This is a genomic window from Christiangramia echinicola DSM 19838 (assembly GCF_000423065.1).
Taxonomy (GTDB): Bacteria; Bacteroidota; Bacteroidia; order Flavobacteriales; family Flavobacteriaceae; genus Christiangramia; species Christiangramia echinicola.
In genome coordinates, this window is the sequence record NZ_AUHG01000012.1 from 44,056 (window position 1) to 67,821 (window position 23,766).

A 23,766-nucleotide genomic window follows, 5' to 3' on the forward strand; every position below is an offset into this window, starting at 1 on the left:
AAATGGCAGAAAATCTTTTACATCATCCAATCACATCCCATCAGGAGATTATTAATTTAATTCCGCAGAAAGAACCTTTCGTTTTTGTAGATACTCTTTATGAATATACCGCTCTAACCGGGGTTACTGGTTTTACTGTACCTGGGGATAGTGTGCTGCTGGATGAAAATAAGCTTGCTGAAAGCGGACTCATCGAACATATGGCTCAAAGTATGTCTTTACACAGAGGGTACCAGGGCTCGCTGAGCGGACAAACAAAACCGAAAACAGGTTTTATTGGGGTGATAAAAACTGTGGAGATATTTGGTTTACCAGAAGTTGGTGAGACCCTTAAAACTTATGTGGAGATACTTCATGAGATCATGAATGTGACCTCAGTTTCTGCCAGGACCGAAAATGAAAATGGGATCGTAATCGCAACTTCAGAAATGAAAACGGTGACGGTAGAATGAGTGAAGTTTTACAGAATAGTATTAAAATGCATGTTTGTTTCCATGAGTGTGATCCTCTCCAGATCGTATGGCATGGAAATTATTTCAAATATTTTGAAGAAGGAAGGGAAGATTTCTGTAAAAAACATGGAATATCTTATCTCGACGCAAAAAGAAACGGTTTTGCAACCCCTATTGTCAAGACGGAATGTGAGCACAAACTTCCCCTGAAATATGGTGATGAGTTTGAGGTCGAAACCAATTTTATAAACTCTGATGCTGCTAAGCTCATTTTCGCGTATAAAATTATCTCTTCAGGGAAATTGATCTGTACCGGTGAAACCACCCAGGTTTTTCTAGATAAAAACTCAGAATTAGTACTTACGAATCCACTGTTTTTCTTAGATTGGAAAAAGAAAATGGGATTGATTTAATGAGCAGGAACTACCTTTTAAGTGATTCAATAATTTCTCCTTTAGGTTTTGGAACTTTAGAAAACCTGAAAGCTATTCAGAATTTTGATTCTGCATTAAAACATCATAACAATTCTAAATTTTTCAAGAATGGCTATTACGCCGGCTTGATAGATATTGAGCGGATAAATGATGAATTTAGTAAGCATGCTGATCCAGTTAAATATACCAAACTTGAAAAGCTGCTTATTTTATCAATAAAACAGGTTTTTGATCAATCAAACTCTGTTGATCTTAATGCTACAGGATTAATTATTTCTACAACAAAAGGAAATATTGATCTATTAGGTACAGGTGAGTTTTCCTCAGATAGAATATATCTTTGGAAAATGGCCAAAATTGTAGCTGAATTTTTTGGCTTAAAGCATAAACCAATTATTGTTTCGAATGCATGTATTTCAGGAGCCCTGGCAATTAAAACTGCGAATGACCTTATTGAAGCAAGAAGATTTAGTAATGCGATCGTAGCCGGTGGTGATCTGGTTTCAGAATTTGTACTTTCTGGATTTCAATCTTTTCAGGCAATTAGTCCGAAACCATGCAGGCCTTTTTCAAATGACAGGGAAGGAGTAAGCCTGGGCGAAGCTGCCGCGGCGGTTTTAATAGGGCCAGACTTCTCAAAAGATCAGGGAAAGATTCAATATATCGATGCGGTTACCGCTAACGATGCAAATCATATTTCCGGGCCAAGCAGGACAGGAGAAGGATTGTTTAAAAGTATAAATAGATTATTTGAACGAAATAATATTGAGTCTTCACAAATAGATTATTTATCGGCGCATGGCACAGCCACTAATTATAATGATGCGATGGAAGCGATTGCTTTTGATCGTGCGGGTCTAAATAATACACCGGTTAATAGCCTTAAAGGTTATTATGGCCATACTTTGGGAACTTCAGCCCTTATAGAGAGTATCATAACAAAACATAGCCTACTGAAGGATAAGCTGTATGCCTCCCTTAATTTTACTGCCTCTGGTGTTTCTAAAGATTTAAATATTATTCAGGATCACGAAAACAGGGAATTATCGCTGGCCTTAAAAACAGCCTCCGGTTTTGGGGGATGTAACCTGGCGATGTTGCTTAAAAAGGAAAGAATATGAGTATTGAACTTTCCATAATAAATTCAGTGACCATTAGAGATTCCAAAGTTTATAAGAACGGACAGCTCATTTTTAAATCTGAACCAGACCTGGTTATTTCAAAGTTTTTAAAAGGTATATATAGGGATCAAAATCTGAAATATCCTAAATTCTTTAAAATGGATAGTCTGTCCAAATTTGGATATTTAGGGGTTGAAATTCTAACAAATGCAAATATTCAGGATAAGGAAACGGCCCTTATCTTTGCTAATTCGGCATCAAGCCTGGAAACAGATGAAGCTTATGCCAGAACTATGGCAGAATTTCCATCCCCTTCACTTTTCGTTTATACGCTGCCGAATATTATGCTTGGAGAAATAAGTATAAGGCATCAGTTAAGATCTGAGAATATTTTTTTAGTTTCCGAAGCATTTGATCCGGCTTTGTTTATTGATTATTCCAGGGGTTTGTTTCAACAGGAAAAGGCTGATAAAGTGCTTTGTGGCTGGGTAAACTTGCACAATAATGAATATGATGTATTTTTGTGGGAAATTGCCCGAAGCGGTGGAATTGATTTTAACGAAGAGGAGCTAAAGAAATTATACTTACCTACACATGAGTGACCTGCATACCGAACTTAAAAAAAGCATTATAGAGCAACTCAACCTTGAAGATATGGAGGTTAGCGAGATCGAAAATGATGAACATCTTTTTGGAGATGGCCTTGGACTTGATAGTATAGATGCGCTTGAATTGATCGTGCTTTTAGAAAAAGATTACGGGATTAAATTAACCGATCCCAACCAGGGAAAGGAGATCTTTAATTCTATTAATACCATGGCAGATTTTATTGAGAAAAACAGGGTCAGGTAACCTATGGAAGGCGTTGCCGTCACCGGGATGGGGATTATTTCTGCTATAGGCAGGGATGTAGAAGAAGCTCATTTCTCTCTAAAAATTGGAAAAGACGGAATTTCATATCCTGATATTTTATCTACAATTCATCAAAATTTACCGGTAGGAGAGATCAAACTTAGTAATTCTGAGTTAAGCGAAATTCTGAATTTACCAGAAGATCATGCTTATACCCGGGCAGCGCTTCTGGGAGTTTATGCGATCAGGGAATTACTTGAAAATTCAGGAATGGAAAGGTTCCCTGGTGACACAGGATTTATATCGGGAACCAGTGTAGGCGGAATTGATAAAACTGAAGAGCATTTTTATAATTACAAAGAAAATGTAGCTGATCGAAAATATATACAGGCGCAACATCCTGGATTTACTACTGAAAAAATTGCGGAGTATTTTGGGATTAATGGAATGGTAACAACCATAAGTACAGCCTGTTCCTCATCTGCGAATGCAATAATGATGGGCGCTCAAATGATAGAATCTGGTAAACTGAAGCGCGTTATCGTTGGAGGTAGTGACTGTCTTACAAAATTCACTTTAAACGGATTTAATTCCTTGAAGATCCTGTCTGAAAATAAAAGTAGGCCATTCGATAATGAGCGTGAAGGCTTAAACCTTGGAGAAGCCGCAGGATATTTACTATTAGAAGCCGAAGATCAAATGGCTGGTGAAAATATACTTGGTAGGGTTGTGGGTTATGGGAATGCTAATGATGCATTTCATCAAACAGCTTCATCTGAAAATGGGGAAGGAGCTTTTAATGCCATTTCCAGGGCACTAAAAAAAGCCGGTTTATCTGCTTCAGAGGTAGATTATATCAATACGCATGGTACAGGAACCAGGAATAATGACCTATCTGAAAGTGTTGCTTTAAAACGAGTTTTTGGTGATCACATTCCTGAATTCAGTTCTACCAAAGGTTACACCGGGCATACCCTTGGAGCAGCTGGAGCTATAGAAGCGATATTTAGTCTGCTTTCAATTCAAAACGGGAAGATCTTTCCTAATTTGAATTTCAGCAATAAAATGGCTGAAACAAATCTGGCTCCGGTCACAGAAATAAAATCGAAGCACATAGAAACAGTGCTTTCTAATTCTCTTGGATTTGGGGGTAATTGTACTTCATTAATATTTCAATAAGATGAGTAAGGTCTACATCAACGGGGTATCATCTGTTTCTCCACAGTCTGAGGAAATCTTTGAGAATCAAAGCTCAAAGAGTTATTACCAGCATATTCTTCCTGCATTAGACCAGGATTATAAGTCTATGATAAAACCGATGATGCTTAGAAGAATGTCCAAAGCAGTTAAGATGGGATTATTCTGTTCTAAAAAAGCCTTGCTTGAAGCTGAAATTGAAAAGCCTGATGCTATTCTGGTAGGAACAGGTCAGGGGTGTATGCAGGATACGGAGAAGTTTATGAACAATATGCTGGAATCCAAGGAGGGTCTGTTAAGTCCTACTTCTTTTATTCAGTCTACGCATAATACCGTAGGTGGCCAGATCGCGCTGGATCTTAAATGCAAGGGTCACAATATGACTTTCACCCAGAATTCTGTTTCTTTTGAAAGTGCATTGATAGATGCGATGCTTCAATTTCAGAATGATGACATAAATAACATTCTTGTTGGTGGTGTTGACGAAACTTCCTATGAATTTACAGGTTTTCAGAAACTGGATGGGCAGATAAAAACTGAGCCCGTTAATAATCTGGAACTTTTAGATTCTAAAACTTCAGGAACTATTATATCAGAATCTGCGGCTTTCTTCACTCTAGGAACAGAAAAAACAACCAAATCTTATGCTGAATTAAAGGATATCGAGATCTTTAATTCTATAGCGCTTGAAAATCTTGAAGAAGAAATAGAAGACTTTCTGAATAAGAATAATACTTCAGTGTTAGATATTGATGCTGTATTACTAGGTAAAAACGGAGATGTAAGATTTGATCATTATTATAAGGAATTACAGGAAGGAATATTTTCAGATAAATGCCAGGTTGGATTCAAGCATTTGGTAGGAGAAAATAATGCCGTAACCTCATATGCTTTCTGGCTGGCTTCTAAAATTCTGAAAGAAAAGAAGATTCCTGAGATCTTTAAGCTGAATGCATTACATTGCAAGGAGCCCGGGAAAATATTAATCTATAATCAATATCTGGGAAAAAATCACGGACTAATTCTTTTACACAGCCTTTGATCTTTAAACTGATTAAAACTTTCTTTGCAGTTGCGGCAATTTTCGCGATCGCACTTTACTATCAGGAGGTTTGGCCTTTCTGGCCGGTACTTGTGATCGCTGTGCTCTATATGCTATTGATACTTGTACTCTCTACCAACGTTCAGTTTAATTTTTTCCTCAAAGCATACAATAGAAATCCAGATTTTCCTGATAATTCTGTGGCACTCAGCTTCGATGATGGCCCTGTGGAAGGCACTTTAGAAATTCTTGAAATATTGGATCGCTATGATACAAAAGCTGCATTTTTCTGTATTGGAAGAAACATTCAGGAATACCCGGAGATATTTAAAGAGATCATTAAAAGAGGACATATAGTAGGTAATCACACTTATTCCCATACTAGGAAAATTGGCTTTCTCCCTAGTACTGTTATCGTAAAAGAGATTGAAAAATGTAACAAAATTGCGAAAGAAATAGGAGGAGTAGAAATGAATCTTTTTCGGCCTCCATTCGGAATCATTAATCCCAAAACACAAAGGGCTGTAAAGAAAACGGGGCATCAGGTTATTGGATGGAACGTTAGGCCTTATGATGCGGTTACTAAATCTCCTGAAAAGATCATTCACAGGATCACGAAAGATCTTAATAGGGGCGACCTTATTCTCTTACACGATAATATGCCTAATACAGCTCCTATATTGGAACAGTTATTGGTTATTCTAGAACAACGTAAATTCAGTACCGTAAGGCCTGATAAATTATTTAATATTCATGCGTATAATTAAAATTTGCATTTTCTTTTTCAGCCTAAATATGCTTGCTCAAAACGGCCCTTTAAGTAATTCTGAAAAACAGAATTTTAAAGCGAATGTTTTAGAAAAATCTAATGATATCAATAGTTTTTCTGCAGACTTTTCCCAGACCAAGCAAATGAAAATGATGAATGGAAGTCCTGAAAGTCATGGTAAGGTATATTATAAGTCCCCTAATACTTTGAAGTGGGAATACTCAAAACCTTATGATTACCAGTTACTTTTCAAAGATTCAAAACTGTTTATTGTGGAAGATGGTCAGTTATCTGAAGTTGATCTATCTTCTAATAAACTTTTCGATAAGATGGGGGAGTTGGTAGCCGGTAGCGTTAATGGTAAAATCCTGATGGCAGATAAAGACTTCGATATCACCTACCATCAGGCTGGAGAAAATGTAAGAGCACTGATCATTCCTAAAGATCCAGGCCTAAAAGGTATGTTTGAGGAGATCTGGATCAACTTTAATTCTCAGTATTTAATTAGGTCTGTGAGACTTATAGATCCGTCTGGTGATTATACAGAGATCTCCATGAAGAATATCAAAATTAATCAACCTATTCCACCTTCAGTTTTTCAAAACTAAAGTATCTTGGTCTTTCTAAAATAAATGTATGGTTCTAGAAGACTTTTATAAGGTTTCCAATACTTCCCTGGCAGGTGATGATGCCGTCACCAGCTTAAAAGTTAATAAGGAGCATGAGATCTATAAAGGTCATTTTCCGGGAAGACCTGTTACTCCGGGAGTAGTTTTGATGCAGCTTTTTAAGGAAGAAGCAGAAAGGATCTTCGACAAGAAACTTCAGTTAGTTAGAGCCGATAATGTGAAATTTACAGCCGTCTTTGATCCTACTCAGGATGCAGAACTTATTCTTGAATCCAATCTCACCGAAACCGGTGAATTCATTAAACTTAAAGGAGTAGCTAAGAATAATCAGGGTATCGTTTTAAAAATTAGCTCGTTATATAAGGCCTGCTAATAATTCACTTCTATTATGTTACTCTCTGAATAAATAATACTTTTGCATTAAATTATTTCAGAGTGAAAAAGGAGCCTGTTTTTCAAGGTAGATTTGTAGATCTTAATTGCTGCGTAATTGTACCAACCTACAATAACGCTCATTCTCTAGGTAGTTTTTTAAATGATCTTAAGCTCTATACAAATAGAATTATTATCATTAACGATGGTTCTACCGATTCTACGCATGATATCCTTAAAAATTATCCTGAATTCCATCATAAAGTTCATCCCGAAAACAGGGGGAAAGGTATAGCCTTAAAGACTGGTTTTAGCTATGCTGAAGAATTAGGCTATGATTATGCGATCACCATAGATTCAGATGGTCAGCATTATCCAGATGATCTTGATGTATTTTTGACCGAACTGGAATCGCGTAAAAAAAATGATCCGGAATTATTGCTCGTTGGTGATCGAAATATGGGTCGCGACGGAATCCCGGGTAAAAGTAGTACAGGAAATAGATTCTCTAATTTCTGGTTTCTCGTGGTCACCGGAATCGAACTTCACGATACACAAAGTGGTTATAGGTTATATCCGGTTAAGCTAATTAATTCCTTAAAGCTCATAACCTGGAAATTTGAACTGGAAATCGAGGTTCTTGTAAAGGCAGCATGGAAAAAAGCCGAAGTAAAGAACATCCCGATAAAGGTGTTTTATCAGGAAGGGGAACGGGTAACGCATTTCAGACCATTCTGGGATATTGTTAGAATTGTGCTTCTTTATATGTGGTTTGTACTGGTGAGTTTCTTTTATATACATCCACGCAATAAATATCAGGACTTTAAGAACAAAGGCTTCAAAAGATTCTGGAAAGAGGATATTATAAAAAGTCAGGAACCGCCTCATAAAAAGGCGGCTGCGATCGCGCTAGGAATTTTTGTGGGAATATCTCCATTCTGGGGGATTCATACCCTGCTTGTTTTTACATTAGCCGCGGTTTTTAAATTAAATAAGGTTATAGCCTTCTTATTCTCGAATATAAGTATACCGCCTTTAATTCCGATTATCGTCTATGCCAGTTATCAAACTGGTTCCTTGATCACGGGAAAAGGATTCGACTGGGATCTAAAACTTCATGAATTCAATACGGGAACAGATGTTATTATGGGAGTGTGGCAGTATATTATGGGAAGTTTCGCCCTGGCAATTGTTATGGCCGTAAGCCTATGGATTGTATTTTATTTTTTATTTTCGGTCTTTAACCAAAAGCAGGTGGTAAAACCTTAATGCGTAAAGCTTTCTCTAATATTCACAATTATTTGAAGAACCATAAAATAATTGGTTTTTCAATCCTCATATTGTATGCAGCATTAATCTCTTTTTTCGCATGGAATATTACTTTGGAAGAAGATATTACCAGGCTTATTCCATCTGGTGAAAAACAGGAATTACTTAAAAAGATCCTGAAAGAAGCTGATTTTTCTGATAAATTGATCGTGAGTATTTCTGCAGAATCTGAAACTGTAAACCCGGATTCTTTAGTGGTTTATGCCAATGAATTAACTAATATTCTAGAAAATGATTTCTCGGAATATATCCTGGAAATAAAAGGTAAGGTCCCTGAAAAGGATATCAATCAGGTATATAGTTTCGTCTTTGCCAACCTGCCAATATTTCTTAATGAAAACGACTACCAGGAAATTGAAAATAGGTTATATCAGGATAGTATTAAAAATCGGATAAGTTCTGGTTACCGTCAATTAATGTCTCCTACAGGATTTGTTACCAAAGATTATTTTCTAAATGATCCTTTGAATTTTACAAATCTGGGATTAGCGAAACTTCAGGAATTACAGGTTGGCGATAATTTCAGCATCTATAAAAATTACCTGATCACCAAGGATAAAAAGAATATCATCTTGTTTTTAGATCCGGCCTATCCAGCTTCAGAAACTAATAAAAATGAGATTTTCATTAGTTCCCTGGAAGAAAAAGTTAGGGTTCTAAATTCGAATCATGCTTCTGTAGAGGCCAGCTATTTTGGAGGAGTGCTTTATTCCTTGGCGAATGCTAATCGCATCAAAAAGGATATTCAGTTAACGATGGGGATCGCCATGGGGCTTCTGTTATTGCTTCTTATATTTTTCTACCGAAAGGTCTATGTACCAATATTACTTTTTCTGCCCAGTTTCCTGGCGGGAATTTCAGCTATTGCAGCGATAAGTATTTTTAAGGGAAGCGTCTCTGCCATATCATTGGGAATAGGAGCAATATTACTCGGAGTAACACTGGATTATGCCTTGCATATTTTAACCCATTTCAGAAATAATCGGGATGTGGATCAATTATACCGTGATATCACGAAGCCGGTCCTAATGAGCAGTGTAACGACGGCTATCGCGTTTTTATGTCTCATATTTGTAAGAAGTGAAGCACTTAATGATCTTGGAGTGTTTGCCGCTATAAGCGTAATTCTGTCCTCGATTTTTGCTTTGATCTTAATACCATTATTTTACAGTCCGGGGAATGAATATTCTAAAAAATCTACTTTTCTGGATAGGATAGCTTCTGTAGATTATTCAAAAGTAAAACCTTTAGTGATCGCCGTCATTGCGGTATTTTCCATCTCTCTCTTCTTTTTTAATAAGGTAGATTTCAATAATGATCTCTCGAAATTGAACTACCAGCCTGCAGTGATCAAAGACGTGGAAGAAAAGGTTGAAGATCTGGCCGGTAGATCTGGAAAGAGTGTCTATATGGTTACTTATGGGAATACAGTAGATGAGGCTCTTCAGCAAAATAGTAAGTTATATCATAAACTTCAGGATTTTGAAGCTGAAGGTTTAATTGAGAATTTCAGCAGTATTGGAGGGGTGATTCATTCCACAACTACTCAAACTGAAAAGATCGGCAACTGGAATACATTCTGGACAACGTCAAAGAAAGACAGTGTAAGATCAGATCTCATAAGCGTTTCTTCTAAATATGGTTTTCGCCCGGAAACATTTGGGAACTTCTATAAGCAGTTAGATACAGATTTTAAAACAATTGGCCTCAATGATTATAAAAATGCCGGCTCCCTTTACCTAAGCGATTTTATTTCGGAAGGGGAAGAATTGGCTACGGTTACTAGTACCGTGAGTCTTCAGGAAGAAAATACTGAAGAATTCCTGTCTTATTTTGAAGATGAACCAGGAGTTTTTGCACTGGATCGAAAAGCTATGAACCAGAATTTTCTTGGAAATTTAAAATCAGATTTCAATAAACTTATCCTGATATCATTAATTGCTGTTTTCATCGTTCTGCTAATATCTTACCGAAACCTGGAGTTAAGTCTGTTTACCTTGCTGCCTATTTCAGTAACCTGGATTTGCGCATTGGGAATAATGGCTATTCTGGATATTGAATTCAATATTCTTAATATTATCATTTCCACCTTTATTTTCGGACTTGGTCTAGATTATAGCATTTTTATCACCAACGCCTGCTTACATGAGTATGAAACCGGAAAGTCCGAATTAAGAACCTATCAAACTTCAATTTTGATATCTGTTATTACAACCTTATTAGGAATGGGCGCTTTGATATTTGCACAGCATCCGGCTTTAAGATCTATTTCTGTGATTTCAATAATTGGTGTGATCACGGCAGTTGCCGTAAGTTTTATTTTGCAAAGAGCAGTTTTTAGAAAATTCATTATTAACAGAGCAGAAGCTGGAAAAGCACCGATCTATTTAAAACGCTTAGGAGACTTTAGAGGGAGGATCGCCAATAGCGAAAGCGAAAAATTATATCGCAAACGAGCAGTTCTTGATAATTACCGTTATAAATCGATTTATCCGGAAATTAAGAAGAAATTCAGAAATGTGCGAGAAAAGAATTTACGCATAAGCAGGTATATTGAGGAAGGGGAGAGTATTACGGTGATCAATTCAGGATATGGGATCATTCCGTTATTTCTTTCTTATAAATTTGAAACTTCTGAAATTCATGCGCTGGAAAATGATAAGCCAACCCTGGATATTTTAAAAGGAACTGCCAGGGCTAGATCTGCCAGTATATTATTTTATTCTGAAATTGAAAAGGTTCCTGAAACTAGCGTCTATGTGATCCACGGGAATTACGATGAAGAAAAAGCCTTAAAAGAACTGATTGGGGAAAATGCGAAAAAAGTGATCTTTATAGATTCAGATCTCTCAAACAGATGGTTGCTGGACCTTAATTTTGAGATCATATACCGTCAGAATAATATTCTTGTTTATAGAAAAGTTGATTAAATGAATTACAGGTTCTTACTTGCAATAATGATCTTTATTTGCCTTGCTTCCTGTGGGGTAAAAAGATCTTTAGAGCAAAGACCGGATATTACAGGAATTAAGGAAATTGATACGTCCAGGATTAAACACAGTGATACTCATTATAGTTTAGGTAGCAATCAACTTTTTAAGAATGAACAGGGCGTCTGGGAGCTATATCTTGAAGGGAATGCTCTGGAAAGGGGTGTTGCTAATGGAAGTCTAACCCGCGAACTCATCCATCATCAGGAAATTGCCTTTATGAATAAACTGGAAGCAATGGTGCCTTCAGAAAATTATCGCGGCTTCCTAAAATCTTTTATATCTTATTTCAATCGTAAGCTATATCTGCATGTACCAGAGGAGTATAAGCAGGAGATCTATGGTGTTTCCCGTTATGGGCTGGAGCGCTATGATGATTTTGCTCCAGGGTACATTAGAATGCTTTATTTTCACGGAGCCCACGATATTGGACATGCTTTGCAGGATCTAATGCTTGTTGGATGTACTTCCTTCGCCGCCTGGGATGATAAAACTGAGGATGGTCAGCTTCTTCTAGGTAGGAATTTTGATTTCTATGCTGGTGACGAATTTGGAGAACAAAAGATCGCAGCCTTCATAAACCCTGACCAAGGGCATAAATTCATGATGTATACCTGGGGAGGGATGATTGGCGCGGTTAGCGGAATGAATGAACAAGGAATTACCGTGACCATTAATGCCGGGAAATCCAAAATGCCTTTCAAGGCGAAAACTCCAATTAGTCTGGTAGCCAGGGAAATTCTGCAGTACGCTTCAAATACTTCAGAAGCGATCGAGATTGCTAAAAAAAGAGAGGTTTTTGTGTCTGAATCTATAATGGTGGGCAGCGGAGACGAAAAAAAGGCTATTCTAATTGAGGTTTCTCCATCCAATTTTGGAGTCTATGAGGTTGAAAATTCAAATGAATTGATCTGCAGTAATCATTTTCAAAGTGATTCATACTCAGATGATAAAAGGAATTTGAATGCCATCGAAGAAAGTCATTCTAAGTATCGTTTTGACAGAATGCATGAATTGGTTTCAGAAACAGAAAAGATCAATCCAGAGAAGGCTGTTGCTATCTTGCGTAATATGAAAGGTTTAGACGATAAAGAGATCGGTTATGGGAATGAAAAAGCGATCAATCAGTTACTAGCTCATCATGGCATCGTTTTTAAACCTGAAGAAAGGAAGGTCTGGGTATCTTCAAATCCTTATCAGATGGGAGAGTTTATTGCCTATGATCTGGATGATGTTTTTGCAAAATTTGAAAATGGACTTGTAGATCATTCTGTCGCAACAGTTGTAGATAATATTCCGCAAAGTAATTTTATTCAGACTAAAGCATTTCAGGATTATGAGCAATTCAGGAAACTGGAAAATGAAGTGAAAGATCAGCTTTCAAAGGAAGTGGAAATTTCTGTAGAAACAGCAAAAGAATTAGTAAGTCTGAATTCTGATTTCTGGGAAGCCTGGTTTTTGGCTGGCAAAATATATTATAATACTGAAGATTATAAGAATGCTGTAATTCATTTTAAACAGGCTAAAAAGCGTGAAGTCACAACTTTACCGGATGTAGAATTGATCGAAAAAATGATTAGAAAAAGCTACCGAAAACTTTAATATGAACAATAACTCATTTAAAGATGTTGAAACAATACATGCAGAACAATGGAAATTGTTCAAAAAGCAACTGAAATATATTTCTGCCGAATCTCCTTATTATAAGAAGCTTTTCAAAGAGCGCAATATTTTAATTGAAGAAATAGACTCTTTTGAAGACCTGCATAAAATACCTGTAACCTCTAAAGAAGAACTTCAACGATTCAATTCAGATTTTATTGCGGTGCCTGAGGGTGATATTATTGATTTTGTAACCACTTCAGGAACTCTTGGAAGTCCGGTTAATTTTGCACTGAACGATGCAGACCTGGATCGCCTGGCCGAGAATGAATATCGATCCTTTAAAATGGCGGGACTAAAGAAATCTGATAAAGTACAGATCACTACAACTCTGGATAGAAGGTTCATGGCAGGTCTGGCTTATTTTCTTGGTTTAAGAAAACTTGGAGCAGGAATTATTAGGACCGGCAGCGGATTACCTCAATTGCAGTGGGAAAGTATCGAAAGATTCAAACCAAATTACCTTGTCGCTGTGCCTTCATTTTTACTGAAAATGATCCAGTATGCCGAGGATAATAATATCGATTATAAAAATTCTTCTATCAAGGCGGCCATTTGTATCGGTGAGCCTTTGCGAGATCAGAATTTTGAACTTAATGCTTTGGGACAACGAATAAAAGACCTTTGGGATATCGAATTGTTTTCAACCTACGCTTCCACGGAGATGTCTACAGCTTTTACTGAGTGCTCCGAGCATAAAGGTAATCATGTATTGACGGATCTTATATATACTGAAATTCTTGATGATCAGGGAAAACAGGTGCAACCGGGAGAAATTGGAGAATTGGTGGTAACACCTTTAGGCACTGAAACCATGCCTCTACTAAGATTTGCTACGGGCGATATGCTTACTTATACTAAAGAAAAGTGCAATTGCGGCAGGAATACTCCTCGTTTAAGTCCGGTAATAGGTAGAAAGCAACAAAAGATCAAACTTAAGGGTACCAGTTTATATCCCCAGCATATTATTGAGGTTCTTAATAGCTATGGAAAGATCAGAACCTTCATTATTGAAGCCAGTCTGGATGATCTGGGGAATGATAACCTAAAGATTCTAGTTCCAGATTCTTTTGAAAAGATAGAAGAGCTTAAAGAAAACTTCAAATCTCACTTGAATGTTACTCCTGAAATTGAGCGACTGGATGTAGAGCAGATCTCAAAATTGAAATTTCCTAAAGGGAGTAGAAAACCTCAAATTTTCAGGGATCTTAGGTAGCTATACTTTTTTGCAAATGATCACGATCTTTTCATCGTTCTTGTTAGTTGTAAAGAAAATATAATCTGTCCCACCGTCTTTGATCTTAAATTTCTTGCGAATACTTTCTACAGATTCAGGGAAATTCCTGGTGGTGATATTCGCTTTTTTTGACTTAAAGTATCGCTTTAGATCACTAGGTTTATATTCTTTAATTTCAGTTATATTAAATATCCTTCCAGGAAAATTCATTAATTCTCTAGAGGTATATAGATGAGAATGCTGATGTAGTTTCCTTGTTTGAGTTTTTACAGCAACCAGATCGAATAATCCGCTTTTCATAATAGCGGCATTTGGCTCATATAAATACGATTGGGGCAAACAAAATTCAACCTGTGGATGATTTTTCTCAAACTTCCCAGACAACTCCTGAATCTTGTCTTTTTCGAAATTGATAGTTTTTACTACCGGAGTGCCTGATAGATCTTTATTCAAGATCCATAATAATTCCTTGACTTCATTTTTAACTGCGATTATATGAACTTCCTTTACAAATCTTAATTCCTGGATTCCGGCAGTAATATCCAGAATGGGGGAACTCTTAACCATTAAGTTATCAGAATTCTGAAAGATCATTTTTAAGTGCTTCGGGATATTTGGCTCACAATCTTCAAATTTATAAACCTTGCCGCCATGATCATCTCTTCTGGCAGGATCTGCATAAGTCCAGTCAAAATTCTTTTCAGACTCTTTAAGGACCTTTAACCCGTCATCTGGATACACGGTGATATTTTGAGAGTTAAGGGCCTGGAAATTATGTTCAGCGATCTCTGCAAGGCTCTTATTTAGTTCACAATAGTATAGATCATCGAAATTCTTCGAAATAAAGTAAGAGTCTATGCCCAATCCGCCAGTTATATCTATTCCTGTTCTACCATTTATAAGCGAGGACTTGTACTTTGCTGTAATTTCAGAAGACGTCTGTTCCAGGTTTAGCTGTGGAGGATAGATGATATCAGGATTCTTATAAAGTTCCGGAAATTTCTTTTCAGCTACCTTCAATCCTTTGATCTGTGTTGCTATTTCCTGGATGCTCACATTTTCAAACGGACTTCCTTTTAAAATAAGAGAAGGTAAATCTTTCTTAAGATTCTCTTTGATGAATTTTGAAACTTCAGCAGAAAGGAAAGCCTTGTTCAGCATAAGGAATTACAGGTCTCTGGTTAACCTTTTAACGATCTTATATTCGCTCAGGGATTCCTTTGCGATAACTTTCAAAGCAGTATAGAAAGGTACTGCCACTACCATACCGGTGATGCCGAACATCAACCCGGAAATAAGAATAATAAGAAATATTTCCAGGGGATGTGATTTTACACTGGCACCAAAGATCATTGGCTGAGAAATGAAATTATCTATCAACTGGCAAATTCCATAACCTAACATGACATATATAAGCCGCGGCAAAATAATACTGCTAAAATCGGCTCCAAGAAAGCTGGATATAACAAATAAAGCCATTAGAATTCCCGCTATTAATGGCCCCAGGTAAGGAACCAGGTTTAAAAATGCACATATAAAAGCGATGGCAATTGGATTATTTATTTCGAAAACAGAAAGCAATATGGCGTATAAAACAAAGAGTACAGATATTTGCATAGTTAAACCAACAAAATACCTGGATAGCAACACCTTGATCTTATTGAAAACTCGCTGAAATTTCTGTTCCTCACCACGATTGGCGAATACTAGAATACTATTTAGCATGAGCTTACTATCCTTCAAAAAGAAGAATGAAATAAAGATAATAGAGAAAACAGCAACCAGGGTAGCACCTAAAATTCCAAATACATTGTTTAAAAACTGGGGGATAAGTGCAATATCAAAGTTTTTCACGAATTCACTTCTTGCTAAACCGTCGACTATATTAATTTCTTCTACACCTAAATAATTATTTATTTGATCATTCAGGTCATTTAGATCACTCTTAAAGGCTTCAATGTCTATCTGGCCAAGATATTTACTCTGTTCAATAACAATAGGCACAAAAACAAAAATGATTCCAACGAAAATTGCCAGCACTAACACCAGTACGGTTATAACTGCTAATTGATTGGGAAGCCGCAATTTATTTCTAAGAAAGATCACAATAGGTCGGCCAATAAGCGCGATTACCCCGGCCACAGCCACATAGACTATTACCGATTGAATTTCCCATAAAAAATAGAGCAGGAGAACGATACCAATCATGATACCTGTTGCTCTTAGTATTCCGTTTGCAAAATCATGTGCTTTCACGGCGTAAATATATTATTTCTTATGAAACTTGTTCATTTCTTTAGTGATTTCGTATAACGCGATTCCAATAGATTGTGCCACGTTCATACTGCTGTTCTCTCCAAACATTTCAATATGAAGTTGTTGGTTACAAATTTCTAAAACCTCATCGCTCACACCGTGTCTTTCATTTCCAGCGATTAAAATCAGCTTTTCTTCTTTATTTAAATTGAGATTTTGCAAGGGAATACTTTCTGAAGTGATTTCTATGGCCAGGGATCTATATCCTTCCTGATGCAACTTTTTAATTGTTTCTACGGAATCTTCCTGAAATTCGAAATTCACCGTTTTCCAGGTATTTCTCGCGGTACGTTTAAGTCTGTTGCTATTAAGATTTGGTTCGCTGCCACAGAATATTACTTTCTGAATTCCGAAAGCATCTGCCAGGCGGAAAAGACTTCCCAGGTTAGCTTCTCCCGTAATGTTATCCAGTAGTAGGATGATGGGGAATTCTGTTTTCTGAAAGGTAGTTTGAGTGTGGGTGAGTTGATCCATTAGTTTTCGAAGGCATATTTTATAATATTAGCTCCCATTTTTAATGCCTTTAAGCGAACCTCCTCGGGATCGTTATGAACTTCAGGACTTTCCCAGCCATCGCCCAGATCACTTTCAAAAGTAAAAAGGAGCACAAGTCTATCATTTTCAAAGATCCCCAATGCCTGTGGAGGGAGGGCATCATGTTCATGTATCTTCGGCAGGCCATTTGGAAAACTGAAGGCATTAGCAAAAATCGGGTGGGTGACAGGAACTTCTTTAAGTTCCTTATCTGGAAATAACCTTTTTATCTCTTTCCTAACATACTTACTCATTCCGTAATTATCGTCAATATGAAGAAATCCACCACTAAGAAGATAATTTCTTAAATTTTCAATTTCAACATCGCTGAAGATCACATTTCCATGTCCCGTCATATGCACGAACGGAAACTGAAAAATATCAGTACTTCCCGGTTCGACCGTTGCAGGTTTAAGATCTATTTGGGTATTGATATTAGAATTGCAGAATTTGATCAAATTGGGAAGGGCAGTTGGGTTAGAGTACCAGTCGCCACCGCCGCTATATTTTAGCACTGCTATTTCCTGCGCAGTTCCTGTAAAAAACAGGCAAAATATAGTGAGTAGTGTAAAAAGCGAAGGTATTCTCATATTATAATTCCTGATTTTTCATGGCAACCGTATGGCAGGCTACAATTGCCGCGGTTTCTGTCCTTAATCTATTATCTCCTAAACTAATCTGATTCCAGCCATTTTCTAGCGCAATTTCAATTTCATCTTTACTGAAATCACCTTCAGGGCCAATTAAAATATTTGCAGATTGTCTTGAATGAATCTTTTTTTGAAGGTATGGTTTTTCATTTACATCTTCGCAATGAGCAATTAACCTAGACCCCTTCAAATCTTTATTCATAAATTCCTTGAAAGTGATAGGTTCGTTTAATTTTGGGAAGCTTAAATGCAGGGATTGTTTCATAGCGCTTAACAAAACTCTTTCATATCGTTCAAGCTTCACCACTTTTCTTTCACTATGATCACAAATTATCGGGGTGATTTCATGTACACCAATTTCCATTGCTTTTTCCAGGAACCATTCATACCTGTCGTTCATCTTCGTTGGAGCCACGATCATGTGAAGGTAATAGGGTGGGGCAGGCTGTTTTTCAAAAGAAGTGATCTTAACTATACATTGCTTGATATCTGCCTGAATAATCTCAGCAGTAAATAATAAGCCTTTCCCATTGGTAATATTAAGAATCTCCCCCTCATTTTTCCGAAGAACCTTTACAATATGCTTGCTTTCATCTCTGGGGAACGTGACCAATTCATCTTTTTCAGTAATATCGGGATTAAAAAAGAGCTGCATATTAAATTTTATATCTGGATTGTGCGGTGATAGAAAAATCTGAAAAATCTTTTTTAAGGTATTTATGATACCCGGCGATTCCTATCATAGCCGCATTATCTGTGGTATATTCAAATTTAGGGATATAACATTTCCAGCCCCATTTCTTTTCGGCATCTCTAAGCGCCTGCCTGATTCCCGAATTTGCAGACACACCGCCTCCAATTGCCACCTGGTTAATACCGGTTTCCTTTACCGCTTTTTTCAATTTATCTATTAAGATCCCGATGATTGTGTATTGAATAGAAGCGCAGATGTCTTTAAGATTTTTATCTATAAATTCAGGATCGTTCTTTGTTTCTCTTTGAACAAAATATAGCACCGCAGTTTTAAAGCCACTAAAACTAAAATTAAGTCCATCTACTTTCGGTTTAGGGAATTTAAAGGCCTTTGGGTCCCCTTCCTGAGCATATTTATCTATCAATGGGCCTCCCGGATAAGAAATTCCAAGGATCTTAGCGCTTTTATCGAATGCTTCGCCAACCGCGTCATCTATCGTTTCTCCAATGACCTCCATTTTAAAATAATCGGTCACTTTTACTATTTGAGTATGCCCGCCACTAATGGTCATAGCGAGAAAAGGGAATTCAGGTTTCTGAAAATCAGGTTCTTCTATAAAGTGGGCTAGAATATGAGCCTGCATATGGTTCACTTCAATTAGAGGGATCTTTAAACCCATGGCAAGTGACTTGGCGAAAGAGGTACCTACAAGTAGAGATCCCATCAATCCCGGACCTCTTGTAAAAGCAATTGCAGAAACATCTTTTTTATCGATATTTGCCTTCACCAATGCCTGATGGATCACTGGAACAATGTTCTGTTGGTGTGCTCTAGAGGCTAGTTCTGGAACTACTCCACCATATTGTTGATGCACTTCCTGGGTGGCAACAATATTAGAAAGGATTTTTCCGTTGCAAAGTACAGCAGCAGCCGTGTCATCACAAGAAGATTCAATAGCGAGAATGTTGATTTTTTGGTCTGGCATCAGAAATTATTGGACATAGAAGTTGTAAATTAGTCGCAAAGTTAAAACATATTAACGTATCAAAAAACTCTGGAAAATACTAACTAAAACGCTGGTTGCCCTCGTTTTGTTATTCATTATTTTATTGATAGTATTTTCTATTCCTGCAATACAAACATCTGTAGCTAAAAGACTTACCGATTCCCTTCGTGAAAAGAATAATGTTAATATTTCTATAGGCAGGGTGTCGCTTAGTTATTTCGGGGATATAAAACTCAATGAAATATATGTAGAGGATCATCATGAAGATACCTTATTAACGGCAAAAGAGATACGTTCTTCTATTATAAGCTTCACGAATGTTATTAACAATTCTCCTAATTTAGGTGCCACCCGCATTGAAGGACTTGATATGAGAATGCGGCGATATGAGAATGAAGACCTGGATAATCTTGGCATTCTTATCGAGAAACTCAAGAAAGAACCTACGGGAAATAATTCTAATTTTGAATTGCATGCAGAAAATGTTCAAATTTCAAATAGCAGATATAGCTATATCGATGAAAATCTGGATGCACGGGACGTTGTGATCGTAGATAGCCTGAATATCTATGCAGATGAATTACAAATAGACGGCTCCAATATAGACATAGATATTGGGATGTTGCGAGGGTATGAGCATAGAGGGATTGAAATTGATAATCTTTCTACTCAATTTCATTATGATCCTAATAAGATGAACCTGGTTGATATGCAGTTGCAAACTCCAGGCTCTTTAATTAACGCCGACCTGTATTTTAATTATGAGCTGTCAGATTTTAAGGATTTTGAAAATCTGGTTCAGGTGAATGCTGAATTCCGGGAGAGTGTCTTGTCTAGTAATGACCTTCAGGCATTTTATGACGGTTTTGGAGATGACCAGATACTCAATTTTAAAACTAAACTTAACGGAACTTTAAATGATTTTGCCCTGAAGGGTTTTGCCTTACAGGGATTGGATAGAACAGAGATCTATGGAGATTTTCAAATAAAAGGTTCTTTCAAAAAAGAACCAGATACATTTAGTATGGATGGAAGCTTTTCAGATTTCTATACTAATTATTATGATATGGTGAATTTCCTTCCGGGACCCTTATTGGGGAAATTACCAGAAAATTTAAGGGACTTTGGCAATGTAAACCTCAAAGGAAACACCTATGTCACTAATTCTTCACTGGACGCAGATGTTTACTTAACGAGTCAGTTAGGTTCTGCAGATGCAGATTTTGTGTTGAATAATTTTAATAATTCAGCGTCCTCCACCTATAAAGGGAAACTGATCTTTAAAGATATTAACCTGGGCAGGCTTATTAAGAACGAGCAGCTTGGTAAAACCAGTTTCAATATAGATTTTGATGGTGGAGGATTTAGCCCAGAAGACCTGAATACTCAGTTAAAAGGAGCTATTTCTAAGATTACATATAATAATTATACTTACCGGGATATTAGGATCATCGGGAATCTTAGAAATCCTCTATTTAATGGTTATTTTGTTTCAGATGACCCAAATCTTCAGATGGAATTTAATGGTCTTATAGATGTTTCAGAAGATATCAATGTATACGATTTTGAAGCTTCTGTGGATTATGCAGATCTAAATACCCTTAATTTTGTTAGCAGGGATAGTATTTCAGTATTTAAAGGCGATGTTATCATGAATATGAAAGGAACCAATGTAGATAATGCATTTGGGGATATTCTGCTTTTAAATACCTCCTATAAGAACCAGAACGATCTCTATTATTTCGATGATCTTAATATCACTTCTAGTTTTGAAGGTGAAGTAAGAACTATTACCATCAATTCTCCAGATGTTATTAATGGGGAAGTTACCGGTGTATTTAAAGTAAATGAAGTTGGTTCTTTAGTAGAAAACTCCATTGGTAGTATCTATACTAATTATAAACCCAAGACGATCACCACGAATCAGTATATGGAATTTGATTTCGATATCTATAATCAGATCGTTGAAGTATTCTTTCCGGAAATCGAACTAGCTCCAAACACTTTTATTCGCGGCAGAGTAGAGTCTGATGAGTCTGAATTTCGCCTGACCTTTAAGTCACCAAGAATTGATGTTTTTGATAATATGATCGAAGAGATCAACTTGCAGGTAGACAACACCAACCCGATCTATAATACATTCTTTGAAGCAGATAGTGTAGCCACAGATATTTATAATTTTTCAGAATTCAGCTTTATTAATGTAACTCAAAGGGATACGCTTTTCATTCGGTCTGAATTCAAAGGAGGTAAGGGAAATAATGATGTTTTTAACCTAAACCTATTCCATACCATTAACGAGGATAATAAATCTGTAGTGGGAATCCAGAGATCAGATTTTAAATTCAAAGAAAAGGTCTGGTATCTAAATGAGCAAAGTGACAGAAGCAATAAGATCGTTTTCGATAATAATTTCAGGGATCTGGAAATAGATTCTCTCGTATTAAGTCATCGTGACGAGGAAATAAGGCTAAGCGGAGCAATGCGCGACTCTACATATAAGAATTTCAAAATGAAGTTCAATAATGTTGATATTGGTAAGATCACTCCAGAAATTGACAGTCTTGACCTTGCCGGGACTTTAAATGGAAACTTTAATTTACTGCAGGAAAGTGGCGCTTATTTTCCAACTACAAATTTAAAAATAGATTCCCTCCAGGTTAATGATACCCATATGGGTAATCTTGATTTAAAGGTTGAAGGGAACCAGGATTTAACTAATTATTCGGTATACGCTCTTCTAAAGAAAGAAGGCCTGGAGTCGCTATCATCTATTGGAGATATAAATGTTGCCGGAAATGAACCATTAATAGATCTAGAAGTGAATCTGAACAGGCTGAATATGTCAATATTCACTGCCTTAGGAGCAGATGTTCTTACAGATATTAGGGGTTTTGCCTCGGGTAGGGCATTTGTTACCGGGAATTATAAAAATCCCGATTTCTCCGGAAGTTTAAGGCTTAACAAAGCAGGTTTGAGAATACCTTACTTAAATGTTGATATTGACTTTAAGGATGAAGCAAGGGTAGACCTCACTAAGCAGCAATTCGTTTTTAATAATTTAGATATAGTAGATACTAAGTATGATACTCAGGGGGTTCTCGACGGAACTATTTCTCATCGCAATTTCTCTGAATGGTTTCTTGATCTTTCCCTGAATTCAGATAGAATGCTTGTGTTGGATACTGAAGCAGATGAAGATGCTTTGTATTATGGAACGGCATTTATTGATGGTGAAGCAACAATAAAAGGACCAACAGATGAACTGGTGATAGATGTTACCGCTGCTACCGAAAGAGGTACTGTATTTAAAATTCCTTTAAGCGATAACGAATCTGTGGGGGATAATTCATTTATCAGGTTTTTAAGTCCTGAAGAAAAGGCGGCAAGACTTGCCGGTGAAGAGATCGAAATCCCTGAAGTAAAAGGGATTGAATTAATTTTTGACCTGGATGTTACTAATGCAGCTGAAGTTGAAGTGGTAGTAGACAAAACCAGTGGGAGTACGCTAAGAGGTCGTGGATCTGGAAACCTGCTGCTCGAAATTAATACCAATGGTAAATTCAATATGTGGGGTGATTTTATCGTCTATGAAGGAGTTTATAATTTTAAATATGCCGGACTAGTTCAGAAGGTTTTTACAGTTGAATCTGGTGGAAGTATAAACTGGGATGGAGATCCTACAGCCGCACAACTGGATGTTAGTGCAGTATATTCTTTGAATGCGAATCCGGCAGTTTTACTAGAGAATCCTTCAGTTAATAGAAAGATCCCGGTAGAAGTGGTGATTAATCTTCAGGGAGATATCGAGCAACCAGAAATTGGTTTTGAAATTGACTTTCCTAGCGCCAGTTCTACAGTGAAATCTGAATTACAGTATAGAATCGATGACCGGGCAAGTACAGAATTACAGGCTTTGTTCCTGGTAACCCAGGGAACTTTTTATAGTGAATTCGGTTTGCGTGGAGCCGCCATTTATGGAACTTTAGCTGAAAGAGCCTCAAGTATCGTAAATGATATTTTTGCAGATGATAACGGTAAATTTCAGGTTGGAGTAAATTATGTGCAGGGTGATCGTACTCCAGATCAACAAACTGTAGATAGATTCGGGTTAACCCTTTCCACTCAAATATCAGACAGAGTGATAATTAATGGCCAGGTTGGTGTGCCCATTGGTGGAGTTACAGAATCTGTGATTATTGGTGATCTTGAGATAGAATTTCTTTTGAATGAAGAAGGAACCCTTAGAGCAAAAGTCTTTAATCGTGAAAATAATATTCAATTTATAGGTGAAGAAATAGGATTCACACAGGGGGTTGGATTATCTTATAACGTAGACTTCGACACCTTCAAAGAGCTTATAAGGAAAATAGCAAATACCGAGATTGTTAAAAATAATGAGGAAAATCAGAAAATAGAGTCTGCTAAATCCTTGGCTCCAGATTATATAAACTTCCCGGAAGAAGGAGAAAATCCGTAA

The 23,766-nt window shown here is 36.9% G+C and carries 21 protein-coding genes; 15 read left to right on the forward strand and 6 right to left on the reverse strand.

Features of this window, described 5'->3' with window-relative positions; translation table 11 throughout:
* Positions 1-2: 2 nt before the first annotated feature.
* The 14 genes from G530_RS0109485 (at position 3) to flxY (ending at position 14,065) form a co-directional block, all read left to right on the forward strand.
* A complete protein-coding gene (locus G530_RS0109485) occupies positions 3-452 on the forward strand; it encodes a hotdog family protein (protein ID WP_026934304.1) in 450 nt (149 codons plus the stop codon).
* On the forward strand, positions 449-865 hold the full coding sequence (locus G530_RS0109490; RefSeq protein WP_026934305.1) for an acyl-CoA thioesterase: 417 nt from the start codon (positions 449-451) through the stop codon (positions 863-865). Before G530_RS0109485 ends, G530_RS0109490 begins: the two co-directional genes overlap by 4 nt.
* Positions 865-2,007: a beta-ketoacyl synthase N-terminal-like domain-containing protein gene (locus G530_RS0109495; RefSeq protein ID WP_026934306.1), complete on the forward strand. Its 1,143-nt coding sequence runs from the start codon at positions 865-867 to the stop codon at positions 2,005-2,007. Before G530_RS0109490 ends, G530_RS0109495 begins: the two co-directional genes overlap by 1 nt.
* Complete coding sequence (locus G530_RS0109500) at positions 2,004-2,609, forward strand: hypothetical protein (RefSeq protein WP_026934307.1); 606 nt, start codon at positions 2,004-2,006, stop codon at positions 2,607-2,609. Before G530_RS0109495 ends, G530_RS0109500 begins: the two co-directional genes overlap by 4 nt.
* Positions 2,602-2,859, forward strand: coding sequence for a phosphopantetheine-binding protein (locus tag G530_RS0109505; protein ID WP_026934308.1), 258 nt, complete (start codon positions 2,602-2,604; stop codon positions 2,857-2,859). The genes G530_RS0109500 and G530_RS0109505 overlap by 8 nt, the downstream gene beginning before the upstream one ends.
* A 3-nt stretch (positions 2,860-2,862) precedes the next feature.
* Positions 2,863-4,038: a beta-ketoacyl-[acyl-carrier-protein] synthase family protein gene (locus tag G530_RS0109510; protein WP_026934309.1), complete on the forward strand. Its 1,176-nt coding sequence runs from the start codon at positions 2,863-2,865 to the stop codon at positions 4,036-4,038.
* A gap of 1 nt (position 4,039) precedes the next feature.
* Positions 4,040-5,098: a beta-ketoacyl synthase chain length factor gene (locus G530_RS0109515; protein ID WP_026934310.1), complete on the forward strand. Its 1,059-nt coding sequence runs from the start codon at positions 4,040-4,042 to the stop codon at positions 5,096-5,098.
* Complete coding sequence (locus tag G530_RS0109520; RefSeq protein WP_035716203.1) at positions 5,095-5,865, forward strand: polysaccharide deacetylase family protein; 771 nt, start codon at positions 5,095-5,097, stop codon at positions 5,863-5,865. Before G530_RS0109515 ends, G530_RS0109520 begins: the two co-directional genes overlap by 4 nt.
* A gap of 28 nt (positions 5,866-5,893) precedes the next feature.
* A complete protein-coding gene (lolA2, locus tag G530_RS0109525) occupies positions 5,894-6,475 on the forward strand; it encodes a flexirubin biosynthesis/transport protein LolA2 (RefSeq protein ID WP_240472144.1) in 582 nt (193 codons plus the stop codon).
* Positions 6,476-6,503: 28 nt separating this feature from the next.
* A complete protein-coding gene (locus tag G530_RS0109530) occupies positions 6,504-6,869 on the forward strand; it encodes an ApeI family dehydratase (RefSeq protein ID WP_026934313.1) in 366 nt (121 codons plus the stop codon).
* Between the two features lie 62 nt (positions 6,870-6,931).
* Positions 6,932-8,137: a DUF2062 domain-containing protein gene (locus tag G530_RS0109535; protein WP_026934314.1), complete on the forward strand. Its 1,206-nt coding sequence runs from the start codon at positions 6,932-6,934 to the stop codon at positions 8,135-8,137.
* Positions 8,137-11,127, forward strand: a complete 2,991-nt coding sequence (locus tag G530_RS0109540; RefSeq protein WP_026934315.1) for an MMPL family transporter — start codon at positions 8,137-8,139, stop codon at positions 11,125-11,127. The genes G530_RS0109535 and G530_RS0109540 overlap by 1 nt, the downstream gene beginning before the upstream one ends.
* Positions 11,128-12,789, forward strand: a complete 1,662-nt coding sequence (locus G530_RS0109545) for an acyl-CoA--6-aminopenicillanic acid acyl-transferase (RefSeq protein WP_026934316.1) — start codon at positions 11,128-11,130, stop codon at positions 12,787-12,789. It abuts the gene before it with no gap.
* Between the two features lies 1 nt (position 12,790).
* Positions 12,791-14,065: a flexirubin biosynthesis putative acyl-CoA ligase FlxY gene (flxY, locus tag G530_RS0109550; protein WP_026934317.1), complete on the forward strand. Its 1,275-nt coding sequence runs from the start codon at positions 12,791-12,793 to the stop codon at positions 14,063-14,065.
* Here flxY and G530_RS0109555 read toward each other — a convergent pair whose 3' ends face one another.
* The 6 genes from G530_RS0109555 to tsaD are packed head-to-tail and all read right to left on the reverse strand — an operon-like array spanning position 14,066 to position 19,265.
* Positions 14,066-15,247 (reverse strand): class I SAM-dependent methyltransferase, encoded by a 1,182-nt coding sequence (locus G530_RS0109555; RefSeq protein WP_205619196.1) that lies wholly within the window; start codon positions 15,245-15,247, stop codon positions 14,066-14,068.
* A gap of 6 nt (positions 15,248-15,253) precedes the next feature.
* Positions 15,254-16,342: an AI-2E family transporter gene (locus G530_RS0109560; protein WP_026934319.1), complete on the reverse strand. Its 1,089-nt coding sequence runs from the start codon at positions 16,340-16,342 to the stop codon at positions 15,254-15,256.
* Positions 16,343-16,354: 12 nt separating this feature from the next.
* Positions 16,355-16,876: a TrmH family RNA methyltransferase gene (locus G530_RS0109565; protein ID WP_026934320.1), complete on the reverse strand. Its 522-nt coding sequence runs from the start codon at positions 16,874-16,876 to the stop codon at positions 16,355-16,357.
* Entirely contained in the window at positions 16,876-17,526 is a 651-nt protein-coding gene (locus tag G530_RS0109570) for a DUF4159 domain-containing protein (protein WP_026934321.1), read from the reverse strand. Before G530_RS0109570 ends, G530_RS0109565 begins: the two co-directional genes overlap by 1 nt.
* 1 nt (position 17,527) lies before the next feature.
* Complete coding sequence (locus G530_RS0109575) at positions 17,528-18,241, reverse strand: 16S rRNA (uracil(1498)-N(3))-methyltransferase (RefSeq protein WP_026934322.1); 714 nt, start codon at positions 18,239-18,241, stop codon at positions 17,528-17,530.
* 1 nt (position 18,242) lies between these two features.
* A complete protein-coding gene (tsaD, locus tag G530_RS0109580; protein WP_026934323.1) occupies positions 18,243-19,265 on the reverse strand; it encodes a tRNA (adenosine(37)-N6)-threonylcarbamoyltransferase complex transferase subunit TsaD in 1,023 nt (340 codons plus the stop codon).
* A gap of 124 nt (positions 19,266-19,389) precedes the next feature.
* On the opposite strand from tsaD, the gene G530_RS0109585 reads away from it, so the two are divergent.
* Entirely contained in the window at positions 19,390-23,766 is a 4,377-nt protein-coding gene (locus tag G530_RS0109585) for a translocation/assembly module TamB domain-containing protein (RefSeq protein WP_240472145.1), read from the forward strand.